At 73.8% G+C, this 12,663-nt stretch carries 13 protein-coding genes; 10 read left to right on the forward strand and 3 right to left on the reverse strand.

What is annotated here, in order from left to right:
- Positions 1 to 21: 21 nt before the first annotated feature.
- Positions 22 to 1,128, reverse strand: coding sequence for a DUF5937 family protein (locus AC07AZ_RS11540; protein ID WP_478846289.1), 1,107 nt, complete (start codon positions 1,126 to 1,128; stop codon positions 22 to 24).
- A 273-nt stretch (positions 1,129 to 1,401) separates the two neighbouring features.
- Positions 1,402 to 2,847 carry a threonine aldolase family protein gene (locus tag AC07AZ_RS11545; RefSeq protein ID WP_478846291.1) on the reverse strand — a complete coding sequence of 482 codons (1,446 nt, stop codon included), beginning with the start codon at positions 2,845 to 2,847 and terminating at the stop codon, positions 1,402 to 1,404.
- 237 nt (positions 2,848 to 3,084) lie between these two features.
- On the opposite strand from AC07AZ_RS11545, the gene AC07AZ_RS11550 reads away from it, so the two are divergent.
- The 10 genes from AC07AZ_RS11550 (at position 3,085) to AC07AZ_RS11595 (ending at position 11,574) form a co-directional block, all read left to right on the forward strand.
- Positions 3,085 to 4,029 (forward strand): Rossmann-like and DUF2520 domain-containing protein, encoded by a 945-nt coding sequence (locus tag AC07AZ_RS11550; RefSeq protein WP_478846293.1) that lies wholly within the window; start codon positions 3,085 to 3,087, stop codon positions 4,027 to 4,029.
- Entirely contained in the window at positions 4,026 to 5,018 is a 993-nt protein-coding gene (gene panC / locus AC07AZ_RS11555; RefSeq protein WP_478846295.1) for a pantoate--beta-alanine ligase, read from the forward strand. Before AC07AZ_RS11550 ends, panC begins: the two co-directional genes overlap by 4 nt.
- The gene (locus tag AC07AZ_RS11560) at positions 5,015 to 6,739 is read left to right on the forward strand and encodes an L-aspartate oxidase (protein WP_478846297.1); all 1,725 of its coding nucleotides are present in this window, start codon (positions 5,015 to 5,017) and stop codon (positions 6,737 to 6,739) included. Before panC ends, AC07AZ_RS11560 begins: the two co-directional genes overlap by 4 nt.
- A gap of 5 nt (positions 6,740 to 6,744) precedes the next feature.
- On the forward strand, positions 6,745 to 7,725 hold the full coding sequence (gene nadC, locus AC07AZ_RS11565; protein ID WP_478846299.1) for a carboxylating nicotinate-nucleotide diphosphorylase: 981 nt from the start codon (positions 6,745 to 6,747) through the stop codon (positions 7,723 to 7,725).
- Between the two features lie 5 nt (positions 7,726 to 7,730).
- The gene (locus tag AC07AZ_RS11570) at positions 7,731 to 8,528 is read left to right on the forward strand and encodes a type III pantothenate kinase (protein ID WP_478846301.1); all 798 of its coding nucleotides are present in this window, start codon (positions 7,731 to 7,733) and stop codon (positions 8,526 to 8,528) included.
- A 412-nt stretch (positions 8,529 to 8,940) separates the two neighbouring features.
- Positions 8,941 to 9,597 carry a hypothetical protein gene (locus tag AC07AZ_RS11575; protein ID WP_478846384.1) on the forward strand — a complete coding sequence of 219 codons (657 nt, stop codon included), beginning with the start codon at positions 8,941 to 8,943 and terminating at the stop codon, positions 9,595 to 9,597.
- A 78-nt stretch (positions 9,598 to 9,675) separates the two neighbouring features.
- Positions 9,676 to 9,855 carry a hypothetical protein gene (locus tag AC07AZ_RS11580; protein ID WP_478846303.1) on the forward strand — a complete coding sequence of 60 codons (180 nt, stop codon included), beginning with the start codon at positions 9,676 to 9,678 and terminating at the stop codon, positions 9,853 to 9,855.
- 131 nt (positions 9,856 to 9,986) lie between these two features.
- The gene (locus tag AC07AZ_RS11585) at positions 9,987 to 10,418 is read left to right on the forward strand and encodes a BlaI/MecI/CopY family transcriptional regulator (RefSeq protein ID WP_478846305.1); all 432 of its coding nucleotides are present in this window, start codon (positions 9,987 to 9,989) and stop codon (positions 10,416 to 10,418) included.
- A 9-nt stretch (positions 10,419 to 10,427) separates the two neighbouring features.
- Positions 10,428 to 10,961: an amino-acid N-acetyltransferase gene (locus tag AC07AZ_RS11590; RefSeq protein ID WP_478846307.1), complete on the forward strand. Its 534-nt coding sequence runs from the start codon at positions 10,428 to 10,430 to the stop codon at positions 10,959 to 10,961.
- Positions 10,962 to 11,238: 277 nt separating this feature from the next.
- On the forward strand, positions 11,239 to 11,574 hold the full coding sequence (locus AC07AZ_RS11595) for a histone-like nucleoid-structuring protein Lsr2 (protein WP_371669927.1): 336 nt from the start codon (positions 11,239 to 11,241) through the stop codon (positions 11,572 to 11,574).
- On the opposite strand, the gene AC07AZ_RS11600 is transcribed toward AC07AZ_RS11595, so the two are convergent.
- Positions 11,553 to 12,242, reverse strand: a complete 690-nt coding sequence (locus AC07AZ_RS11600; protein ID WP_478846386.1) for an SCO3374 family protein — start codon at positions 12,240 to 12,242, stop codon at positions 11,553 to 11,555. The two genes, AC07AZ_RS11595 and AC07AZ_RS11600, sit on opposite strands and share 22 nt — an antisense overlap.
- Positions 12,243 to 12,663: the final 421 nt, after the last annotated feature.

Genomic DNA, 12,663 nt, shown 5'->3' on the forward strand with positions numbered 1-12,663 from the left:
CCGCCCCCGCCTCCGGCCTGCCTACCTGAGGATGCCCTCCAGGAAGTCGCTGCCCAGGCGGGCCACCAGGGTCACGTCCAGTTGGTGGAGCACGTAGCGTCCGCGGCGGCGGGTGGTGACCAGGCCGGCCTTCTTCAGGACGCCCAGGTGCCGGGATATCTCCGGGGCGGTCATGCCGTGGACCTGGGTCAACTCGCCCGTGGTGAACGCGCTGCGGGCCAGGCTGCGGCACAGCCGCATCCGCACCGGGTGGGACAGGGCCGACATCCGCAGGGTCAGCTGCTCAACCGAGGGCGGGGCGGTGAGCTCGGGGGCGCCCACCGGGTAGTGCAGCACGGGCTGCCAGCCGTACCGGTGCAGGACCATCAGGTGCGGCCAGCCCAGGCTGGTGGGGACGAGCAGGAGCCCGCCCTCCGCCGTCGCCGTACGGCCGTCGCCGAGCTTGTCGACGGTGATCCGCGCGGCGCTCTCGTCGAGGGTGACCGCCGGGGACACCGCGGCCAGTGCCTCCGCCAGGCCCTTGCGTCGCAGCAGATCCGACTTGTGGCGGGCGTCCGCCGTGAGCTGCTGCCGCAGCCGGTCCCAGGTCTCCGCGAAGAAGGCCTCCTCGCAGTCCTCCAGGAACTGACGGAGCCAGGCCCTGATCCGCGGCGGGTCGGCCAGCAGCCGCTCGCTGAAGCGCATCTGCTGCGGCCCGCGCGCGGCGGCCAGCTCCAGCGCCCGGCGCCGCAGTCCGGCGTCGGCGAGGGCGGCCGGGCCGTGCGCGCTGTAGGGCAGGGCGCAGGTGAACTCCAGGGCCGCGTCCACGAACTGTTCGTCCGTGAGCTTGTCCAGCAGGTCCAGCTCCTCGGCGAGCGTGGCACCGGGCGGCGTGGCGCCGCCCGGGAGGCCGGCCGCCGGCAGGAACAGGTCCGAGAACGTCGACCGCCACAGGAAGTCCGCCTCGCACATCCGGTCAGCGAGGTGCGAGTCGAGCCGGGCGGTCACGCCGGTCGCCCAGCCCTGGAGTCCCGGATGGTGACCGGACTCGGAGAGCGCGTGCAGGGCCATGCCGAGCTCGGCCAGGGGAGAGGGCACGACGGCGACCCGCTCCTGCCGCAGCCCTGCGATGTCGATGCGCACGCTCATGCCCTCATGGTGCACTCGGCCACTGACAGCGCGGCCCGCGACCGACGCCTGACGACCTCGACCGGCGACGCGACGGTTTCGACCGGCGACGGACGCCTGAGGGTTTCGACCGGCGACCGGCGACCGGCGACCGGCGACCGGCGACCGACGCCTGACGGCCTCGACCGGCGACCGGCGGGACCGACGCCTGACGGCCTCGATCGGCGACCGACCGCCTCGGCCGGCGACCGCGCATGGCGACGCCTGGACCCGCGCCGTCCCCTGTGAGATGCGTCACTGGGGCGTTCGGGCCGTGCGGCTCTCCTCGACCAGTCGGGAGCCGAACTCCGTGGCGGCGGCCCGCACGTCCTCGGCCGTCCACTCCAGGGCGGCCTCCCGGACGTAGACCTCCGTCGCGCACAGGCCCGGACCCCTGCGGTCCCAGGCGTTGGCGAACAGCACGGCGCCCGTCTCCTCGGCCTGCCGGATCGCGGCCTCGGAGACCACGTCGACGTCGTACGGCAGCCAGACCTGGAAGTCATGGGTGTGCGGCACCTCGGGGTGCACGCGCGCCCACGGCACCCCGGCCGCCGCGAGGCCCTCGCGCAGCGCGGCGGCCACGACGCGCGCCTGCGCCACGTACGCGGGCAGGAGCGGCAGCTGCCGCTCCAGGCCGACGAGTGCGGACAGCGCGGTGGGGAACTGCTGGAACACGGCGCCGCCGTAGCGGTGTCGCCAGACCTTCGCCTCCTCGACGAGCGTCCTGGGCCCGGCCACGGCCGCCCCGCCGAAAGCCTCCAGGGACTTGTAGAACGACACGTAGACGCTGTCCGCCAGGTCCGCGATCTCCGCCAGGGAGCGGTCGAAGTGGACGGTGGTCTCCCACAGGCGCGCGCCGTCGAAGTGCACCACCGCGTCGCGCTCGCGCGCCGCCTCCACGATCTCGGTCAGCTCCTCCCAGGACGGCAGCACGAAACCGGCGTCCCTGAGCGGGAGTTCCAGCATCAACGCCCCGAACGGCTCCTCGAAGCCGCGTACCTCGGCGGCGGTCGGCTGCCGTGCCTCGCTCGTCATCGTGACCGGGCGCAGGCCGCTGACCTGGCTGAACGCGTCGCGCTCATGCACCTCGGGGTGCGCCAGCGCGTGCAGGGCGACGGCCCGGTCACCGGTGCGGCCCGCCCAGCAGCGCAGGGCCACCTGCTGGGCCATGGTGCCCGTGGGGAAGAACGCGGCGGCCTCCTTGCCGAGCAGCCCGGCGACCTTCTCCTCCAGCGCCTCGACGACGCCGTTGCCGTAGATGTCCGAGGTCTCGTCCAGGTCGTACACGTCCGCCGCCGCGTCCAACAGGGCGAGCCGGTCCCGGAGCGAACCGAGGAAGCCGAGGCGCGCGAGTGCCCGGTCCGCGCCTCGGGTGGCGGCGATGCGCCGGTCCCGCCGCCGGCGGAGCCGGTCCTCCTCGGCTTCCGGTCCGGCTTCCGGTCCGGACGGCTCGTCGCCGGCTTCCGGTCCGGACGGCTCGTCGCCGGCTTCCGGTCCGGACGGCTCGTCGCCGGCTTCCGGTCCGGACGGCTCGTCGCCGTCTTCCGGTCCGGACGGCTCGTCGCCGTCTGCAGTTCGGGGTTGCCCGTCGCCGGCTGCCGGCCCCCACCGCTCGACACCGGCGTCCCCTCCCGGTCGGTCCTCGTCGGACTCCTGCCCAGGTCGCCGCTCGTCCCGGTCCTGCCGCGCCGTATCGCTCATGCCCGGATCATGCCGCCTGCGGGCCCGGAGGGCACCCGCGTTTCCCGCGGGCCCGCGCGGCACCCGTCTTTCCCGCCGGTCCGCGCGGTACCCGCCTTTCCCGCCGCGACCGCCCGCGCGCGGTGCGCGGAAACCCACAGCCTGTGGACAACCCGACGCCCCCGGAACCAATCGCGTTAACATGACGAGAAATCGTCCGGTACCCAGAGCGGACTGGAACGGGAAGGCCGCCGTCGCGTGAGTACAGTCCACCAGCCAGACCCCAGGGACCGCCCCGCGCGGCTCACCGTCGGCGTCGTCGGCGCCGGCCGCGTGGGCCCCGCGCTCGCCGCCTCGCTCCAGCTCGCCGGACACCGCCCGGTGGCCGTCTCCGGAGTCTCCGACGCCTCCAGGCGCCGCGCCGCGCACCTGCTGCCCGACGTGCCCCTGGTACCGCCCGCCGAGGTCATGCGCCGTGCCGACCTGGTGCTGCTGACGGTCCCGGACGACGCGCTGCCCGGCCTCGTGGAGGGCCTCGCGGAGACCGGCGCCGTGCGGCCGGGCCAGCTGCTGGTGCACACCTCCGGGCGCTACGGCGCGAAGGTCCTCGCCCCCGCCCTGCGCGCGGGCGCGCTGCCGCTGGCGCTGCACCCGGCGATGACCTTCACCGGCACCGCCGTGGACGTCCAGCGCCTGGCCGGCTGCTCCTTCGGCGTCACCGCGCCCGAAGAACTGCGGCTGGCCGCCGAGGCCCTGGTCATCGAGATGGGCGGCGAACCCGAGTGGATCGCCGAGGAGAACCGCCCGCTGTACCACGCGGCGCTCGCGCTGGGCGCCAACCACCTGGTCACGCTGGTCGCCCAGTCCATGGAGCTGCTGCGCGCCGCCGGTGTCGAGGCCCCGGACCGGATGCTCGGCCCGCTGCTCGGCGCCGCCCTCGACAACGCCCTGCGCTCCGGCGACGCGGCGCTGACCGGCCCCGTCGCGCGCGGGGACGCCGGCACGGTCGCCGCGCACGTCGCGGAGTTGCGCGCGCACGCCCCGCAGACCGTCGCCGGGTATCTGGCGATGGCCCGCGCGACCGCCGACCGGGCGCTCGCCCACGGCCTGCTGAAACCGGAACTCGCCGAGGACCTCCTCGGGGTACTCGCCGACGGAACCGGCGCCGCCGGGACCGACGGCGCAGAGGGAGACGCCCGATGACCACCACGCTGCTGCGTACCGCCGACGAACTGCACGCACGCGCGCGCGTGGGCAGGCGGGCCGTCGTGATGACCATGGGCGCCCTGCACGAGGGCCACGCCACCCTGATCCGCACCGCGCGCGAGATCGCCGGCCCGGACGGCGAGGTCGTCGTCACCGTCTTCGTGAACCCCCTCCAGTTCGGCGCGGGCGAGGACCTCGACCGCTACCCGCGCACCCTGGACGCCGACCTCAAGATCGCCGAGGCGGCCGGCGCGGACGCCGTGTTCGCCCCGTCCGTGGAGGAGGTCTACCCCGGCGGCGAACCCCAGGTCCGCGTCACGGCGGGACCCATGGGCGGGCGCCTGGAGGGTGCCGCGCGTCCCGGGCACTTCGACGGCATGCTCACCGTCGTCGCCAAGCTGCTGCACCTCACGCGCCCCGACCTCGCGCTGTACGGGCAGAAGGACGCCCAGCAGCTCGCCCTGATCCGCCGGATGGTCCGTGACCTGAACTTCGGCGTCGAGATCGTCGGCGTGCCCACGGTCCGGGAGGACGACGGCCTCGCCCTGTCCAGCCGCAACCGGTACCTCTCGGCCGGGGCGCGCCGCACCGCTCTCGCCCTGTCCCGGGCCCTGTTCGCGGGCGCCGACCGGCACGCCGCCCAGGAGGCGCTGCGCGCACGGGCGCGCGAGGTGCCCGCCACGCACGCGCGCGCCGAGGCGCTCAGCGCCATAGGGGAGTCCCGCGCGGCCGCCGACGCGCACGCCGTCGCGCAGGCGTCCCCGGGCGGCCCGGCGGCCGTCCGAGCGGCCGCCCGCCTGGTCCTCGACGAGGCCGCCCGGCTGGACCCGCCGCTGGACCTGGACTACCTGGCTCTCGTCGACCCGTCCGACTTCACGGACATCGCGGACGACTTCACCGGCGAGGCCGTCCTCGCCGTCGCGGCCCGGGTCGGGACGACCCGGCTGATCGACAACATCCCCCTCACCTTCGGAGCCGCCTCGTGACCAGCACAGGCATACGACTGCACGCGCCCGCGCCCGGCTGGAACATCACCGCGGACGTGGTGGTCGTCGGCTCCGGAGTCGCCGGGCTGACCGCGGCCCTGCGCTGCGAGGCCGCCGGCCTGACGACCGTCGTCGTCACCAAGGCCCGTCTGGACGACGGCTCCACCCGCTGGGCGCAGGGCGGTGTCGCCGCGGCCCTGGGCGACGGGGACACGCCGGAACAGCACCTGGACGACACGCTGGTGGCGGGCGCCGGCCTGTGTGACGAGGAGGCGGTACGGCTCCTGGTCACCGAGGGCCCCGGCGCCGTACGCCGGCTGATCGAGACCGGCGCCCACTTCGACGAGTCCTCCGAGGGCGGCCTCGAACTCACCCGCGAGGGCGGCCACCACCGGCGCCGTATCGCGCACGCGGGCGGTGACGCGACCGGCGCCGAGATCTCCCGCGCCCTCGTCGAGGCATGCCACGCGCGTGGCATGCGGACCATCGAGAACGCGCTCGTCCTGGACCTGCTCACGGACGCGGAGGGCCGCACCGCGGGCGTGAGCCTGCACGTCATGGGCGAGGGCCAGCACGACGGCGTGGGCGCCGTGCACGCTCCCGCCGTGGTCCTGGCGACCGGCGGTATGGGCCAGGTCTTCTCGGCCACCACCAACCCGTCCGTGTCCACGGGCGACGGCGTGGCTCTCGCCCTGCGCGCCGGCGCGGAGGTCTCCGACCTGGAGTTCGTGCAGTTCCACCCGACGGTGCTGTTCCTCGGCGCGGACGCGGAGGGCCAGCAGCCCCTGGTCTCCGAGGCGGTCCGCGGCGAGGGCGCCCACCTGGTCGACGCGGACGGCGTGCGCTTCATGGTCGGGCAGCACGAACTGGCCGAACTGGCGCCCCGGGACATCGTCGCCAAGGGCATCATGCGCCGCATGCAGGAGCAGGACGCCGAGCACATGTTCCTCGACGCCCGGCACTTCGGCGCCGACATGTGGGAGCACCGCTTCCCGACGATCCTCGCCGCCTGCCGCACGCACGGCATCGACCCGGTCACCGAGCCCATCCCGATCGCGCCGGCGGCCCACTACGCGTCCGGTGGCGTGCGCACCGACTCCCGCGGCCGCACCACCGTTCCCGGCCTGTACGCCTGCGGTGAGGTCGCCTGCACGGGCGTGCACGGCGCGAACCGGCTAGCCTCCAACTCCCTCCTCGAGGGCCTGGTGTACGCCGAGCGCATCTCCGCGGACATCGCGGCGAGCCGGGCGGACGACGGCCTGCGCGCGCGGGTGCCCGAGCCGGTGCCGCACCCCGGCCGGCCCGCGCACCCGCTGCTCGCGCCCGAGGACCGCTTCACGATCCAGCGGATCATGACGGACGGCGCGGGCGTCCTGCGCTCGGCCGCCTCGCTGGAGGCGGCCGCGGGCCGGCTCCAGCGGCTGCACAGCGACGCGCGTGACGCCCTCGACGAGAACGGCAAGACGGCGGAGCCCGGGGTCGACACCTGGGAGGCCACCAACCTCCTGTGCGTGGCCCGCGTCCTGGTCGCCGCCGCGCTCCAGCGCGAGGAGACCCGCGGCTGCCACTGGCGCGAGGACCGGCCCGACCGGGACGACCGGGCATGGCGCCGCCACATCGTCGTACGGCTGAATTCGGACCGCACGCTCGCCGTACACACCACCGATACCGCAGACTTCCCCCCGACCCGGCAGCACCGGCAGCCCCTTCAGGAGCAGTGACAGCAGTGAGCACCCCCGACCTCCCCCTCGTGCCGAACGGCGGCTGCGGCGACGGCTGCGCCTGTGGCGGCGCGGACGCCGGCGACGAATACCTGGAGTGCGGGCTCGACCCCGCGCTCGCCCAGCTCCTGGCCGACGCGGGCCTCGACCCCGTGGAGGTCGAGGACATCGCGAACGTCGCCATCCAGGAGGACCTCGACCACGGGGTGGACGTGACGACGGTCGCGACCATCCCCGAGGACGCGGTCGCCACCGCCGACTTCACCGCGCGCGAGGCGGGCGTCGTGGCGGGCCTGCGGGTGGCCGAAGCCGTGCTCTCCGTGGTCTGCACCGACGAGCTGGAGGTCGAGCGGCACGTCGAGGACGGCGACCGCGTGGCGGAGGGGCAGAGGCTGCTGTCGGTCACCACGCGCACGCGTGACCTGCTGACCGCCGAGCGCAGTGCTCTCAACCTCCTGTGCCGTCTGTCGGGCGTCGCGACCGCCACGCGCGCGTGGGCGGACACGCTGGAGGGCACCGGCGCCCGGGTGCGGGACACCCGCAAGACGACGCCCGGCCTGCGCTCCCTGGAGAAGTACGCGGTCCGCTGCGGCGGCGGGGTCAACCACCGCATGTCGCTGTCGGACGCGGCCCTGGTCAAGGACAACCACGTGGTCGCCGCGGGCGGGGTGGCCCAGGCGTTCAAGGCCGTGCGCGAGGCGTTCCCGGACGTGCCGATCGAGGTCGAGGTCGACACGCTGCACCAGCTGCGCGAGGTGGTGGACGCGGGGGCCGACCTGATCCTGCTGGACAACTTCACGCCGGCCGAGTGCGAGGAGGCGGTGGCCCTCGTGCACGGCCGCGCCGCCCTGGAGGCCTCCGGCCGGCTCACCCTGGACAACGCCAGGGCGTACGCGGAGACGGGTGTGGACTACCTGGCCGTCGGCGCGCTGACCCACTCCGCGCCGATCCTGGACATCGGCCTCGACCTGCGCGAGGCGGAGTAAAGGCCATGCTCCTGACGATCGACGTCGGCAACACGCACACCGTTCTGGGACTGTTCGACGGCGAGGACATCGTCGAGCACTGGCGCATCTCCACGGACGCGCGCCGCACGGCCGACGAACTGGCCGTGCTGCTGCAGGGCCTGATGGGCATGCACCCGCTCCTCGGCGACGAGCTCGGAGACGGCATCGACGGCATCGCGATCTGCGCGACCGTGCCGTCGGTGCTGCACGAGCTGCGCGAGGTGACCCGCCGCTACTACGGCGACGTGCCCGCGGTCCTGGTCGAGCCGGGCGTCAAGACGGGCGTACCGATCCTCACCGACAACCCGAAGGAGGTCGGCGCGGACCGGATCATCAACGCGGTCGCCGCCGTCGAGCTCTTCGGCGGCCCGGCGATCGTGGTCGACTTCGGTACGGCGACGACGTTCGACGCGGTCAGCGCCCGCGGGGAGTACGTCGGCGGGGTCATCGCCCCCGGCATCGAGATCTCGGTCGAGGCGCTGGGCGTCAAGGGCGCCCAACTGCGGAAGATCGAGGTGGCACGGCCGCGGAGCGTGATCGGCAAGAACACGGTCGAGGCGATGCAGTCGGGCATCGTCTACGGCTTCGCCGGCCAGGTGGACGGCGTCGTGCAGCGGATGGCGCGGGAGCTGGCCCAGGACCCCGACGAGGTGACGGTGATCGCCACGGGCGGGCTGGCGCCCATGGTGCTGGGGGAGTCCTCGGTCATCGACGAGCACGAACCGTGGCTGACACTGGTGGGCCTGCGACTGGTCTACGAACGGAACATGGCCCGCATGTGAGCCTGGCGCGGTCACCGACGGCACTCGCCCACCAGGGCGCGCGGATCACCGGCGGCACTCGCTCACCCGGGCGCGCGGCCCGGCGACTGCACACGCCCAGCCGGGCGCGTAAATTACAGGCCGCTTTCGCCCCGCCGGGCGCGCGGATCGCCGGCGGCACTGGCCCAGCAGGGCGCGCGGATCGCCGGCGGCACTGGCCCAGCAGGGCGCGCAAACCAGCCCGCCGTACCCGCTCACCGGGACGTGTGACCCGGCGGCCTTCCCGTTCACCGGGGCGTGTGACCCGGCCGCCGCACCCGTCTCACCCGCCGCCCGGGTGGCCGCACCGCGCCACACCTGCCCGCTATGTCGGGTTTGTCTGATTAGCGGGTACTGTCGCCGCATGCCCACGCCATATGGATCCCGCGGCGGCATGGCGTTCGGTGCGGAGGAGCTGCGTGTGCTCCGCCGCGCTCTCGCCCTCGCCCTCCAGCCCAGCCCCGCCACGGCCGAGGACGTCCAGGACTGTCTCCGGCTCGCCGAGTCCCTCGACGAGGCGCTGCGGGAGGGCGCCCGGCTGCGGGCCTTCCTGGTGGCCGACCTCGTCCGCTACCGGGCCGCCCTGCCGGGCACCGCGGCCGGCTACCTCGCGCTCCTCGACGAGGCCCTCGGTGCCGGACACCGCCCGGACGCCGACGACCTCGCCGCGCTGCGGGCGCTGCGCGGCAACCCCGTGGCGGCCGCGCTCCTGGACCGCTGCCGGCCGCTGGCCGAGCAGGACGTGCGGGCCCGTCTCGCGCGCCGGGCCGCGCCCGCGGCCGTCGCGGCCGTCCCGACGGTTCCCGCCTCCCGTACGCGCCTGCTGGCCCTTCCCGGCGGCCGCACGGGCGGTCGGACGGCCGCGGTCGGGACGGGCGGCCAGGATCCCGCCCGGCGGCCCGAGAAGAAGCCCGCCGAGCGGCCGGCCCCCCGGCCCGCCCCCGACGCCCCCCGGCCGGCCCGCCCCATCCCGACCCCGGGCGAGGTCTTCCCCCGCCGCAAGCCCGCCCCGCCGCCGGCGAACCCGCCGCACCAGCTCACCGCCGTCTGAGGGGCCCGCGACCGCCGTCCGGCCCGTTTCGCCGCACCCCGCCCCGCCCGTCCCCCGGGCCGTGGCTACTCTGGACGCATGGACTACGTCTCCGCGCTCGTGCCTCCGGTCGTCATGGCCGTCTTCTTCATCGGGCTCATCCGGGTCATCGTGAAGACCCAGGGCGGGGCCAACAAGGCCAAGGAGGACGCCGCCGTCGACGCCGCCCTCGCGCGCGCGGAGAGCGCCCGCCGGACCTCGGCGCCCACCGACGCCTGAACCCGCCGCACCCCGCAGGGCGTACGACTTCCCCGTCGTACGCCCTTTTTGTCGTCTTTGCCGGTAAAAGCGCACGTCCGGCAGGTCAATGTCCGGATCTCCCACTATTGTGCTGAGCTGTGCCTCGCCCATTGGGAGAACTCGAAGACGCGGTCATGACGCGGGTGTGGAAGTGGAACCGCCCGGTGACCGTTCGGGAAGTCCTGGAAGACCTTCGGCAGGAACGGTCCATCGCCTACACCACGGTGATGACCGTTTTGGACAATCTCCATCAGAAGGGCTGGGTGCGCCGTGAGGCGGAAGGCCGGGCCTATCGATATGAGGCGGTCTCCACACGGGCCGCCTACGCCGCCGCGCTGATGAACGACGCCTGGTCCCAGAGCGACAACCCCGCCGCCGCTCTCGTCGCGTTCTTCGGGATGATGAGCGAGGAACAGCGACATGCCCTGCGGGACGCCGTACGGATCGTCCAGGGACCGGAAACTCCCGAACCCGCCCCGGATACCGCACCCGATACCGGCGCCGGGAACCCCGGCTCGGCGCCGGAGACCGGCGGGCGATAGCGTCCGCTCATGTCAGCAGAGCGCCCCGAAGTCACCTCGAAAGCCATCACCGTCCGGCGGGCCCGAACCAGCGATGTCCCGGCCGTGCGCCGTCTCCTCGACGCCTACGTCCGTGACCGCATCCTGCTCGACAAAGCCACGGTGACGCTTTACGAGGACATCCAGGAGTTCTGGGTCGCCGAACGGGACGACAACGCCGAGGTCGTCGGCTGCGGCGCTCTGCACGTGATGTGGGAAGACCTCGCGGAAGTCCGCACTCTCGCCGTGAAGGACGGCCTCAAGGGTGCCGGCGTGGGTCATCGGTTGCTGGAGAAGTTGCTGGAGACCGCGCGCTGGCTCGGTGTTCGCCGCGTTTTCTGTCTGACCTTCGAAGTGGACTTCTTCGGCAAGCACGGCTTCGTCGAGATCGGCGAGACACCCGTCGACACCGATGTCTACGCGGAGCTCCTGCGTTCCTATGACGAAGGCGTTGCGGAGTTCCTCGGTCTCGAACGGGTGAAACCGAACACCTTGGGCAACAGTCGGATGCTTCTGCATCTGTGATCGCCGGGCATCCACACGCATCCCCAAGGTCCGTCAAGGATCCACAAGGACCGTCAAGAACTATTTCACTCCGGCCCGCCCTGCCCGGGTTCCCTATGTCCGAAACGCGCACGTTTCCGGACCGGTGTGGACCTGCGGGTCTCCGCCAGGGGTTTGTGTTTTTCCGGCAAAAGCGGTTTGCTTTCCGACGTACTGCAGTACTGCATATAACAGGGGACGGCGAAACGGCGGACGCCGCGGGCCCCGGGCCCACAGGTTATGGATGAAAGGAAATCCGGTGGCACAGAAGGTTCAGGTCCTTCTTGTCGACGACCTCGACGGCGGCGAGGCGGACGAGACTGTCACGTTCGCGCTGGACGGCAAGACTTACGAGATCGATCTCACGACCGCCAATGCGGACAAGCTGCGCGGTCTTCTCGACCCTTACGTGAAGGGCGGCCGCCGTACCGGGGGCCGTGCCGCGGGCGGGCGCGGAAAGGCGCGCGTCGCTTCAGGCGGCAGCCAGGACACCGCGCAGATCCGCGCGTGGGCCAAGGAGAACGGCTACGAGGTCAACGACCGCGGCCGCGTTCCGGCGTCGATTCGCGAGGCCTACGAGAAGGCCAACGGCTGAGCGCACGCGCGCATCAGCCTCAGCCGGTGGCACCGCGTCGCCGCGGTGGCCACCACGCGTACGAGATCGGGGGCGCCCCCACCGCCCCCCAAGGCCGACAGCGTCGGCAGCGAGGCCTCGACCTCGCGTCCCGGCCCGGGGGGCCGCAACCACGTGGCGGCCCCCTGCAGGACCTCCGCGCGGCCCGGGGAGAGCGAGGGCCCTCCGGTCCGCCCCGCGCCGGGGGGAGCGGGCGCGTCCATCAGCCCGCCCTCGCCGAGCACCGTGAGGTCGAGGGCCAGCGCCCCCCACTCCAGCCAGTCCAGCAGCCCCGGCAGCTCCTCCGCGCTGCCCGCCGCCACCAGCAGCCGCATCCGGTCGCCCCGCACGGCCACCGGGGAGTCCGGCGCGAGGTGCCGCAGCGCCGCCCGGCCCGCCTCGGCCGGCACGTCCAGGACGTCGAAGCGCACGCCCGTCCGCAGCCGCACCGGGACCCCGGCGATCTCGGGACCGCCCGGGCCGACGGACCCTCTCCGACCCGCAGGCCCTGCTGGGCTCCCCGGGCTGTCGGCACCGGCCGCGCCCTCCGGGCCGGCGGGCACTGTCGGCCAGCCCAGTTCGTTCTCGTACCACCGGCGGATCTGATCGCTCGCGTCGAGCGGCCGGCGGGGAAGCGGGAGAGGGAGCAGGGCGGGCGGCGAGGCGGCCGGCGGGAGGGAGGGCGAGTGGGAAGCGCGGACGGGAAGCGGGACCGGGCGAGGGGTGCCAACCATGCCAAGTGCAACCGCGGAAAAGCCCCGCGAGTTACGCTGGGTGTTTCGGTAAACGCACACAGTGCCGGACAGGGGGGCGTACGGGGGTGCGGGGCGGAGCGAGGTTGTTCGCCCATAGCGGAGCGAACCGGTGCGCGCGGCATGGAGTGTCCGCCGGAGCGGGTAAGACAATCCCTAGTGGGAGGGGGCGGCACGCGGATCGGGCCGTCTCACGTTCGCCATCGGCGTACTGGTGGCGGGGGTAACTGCCTGGCCTGCGGGAACATCGTCTCGCACGATCGGGTTGGAGTAGGTGTCGGCGTTCGGGGTCAGGAGGCAGTGTTGGTTCTCGGTCCGG

This window comes from Streptomyces sp. NPDC043878 (assembly GCF_056435735.1).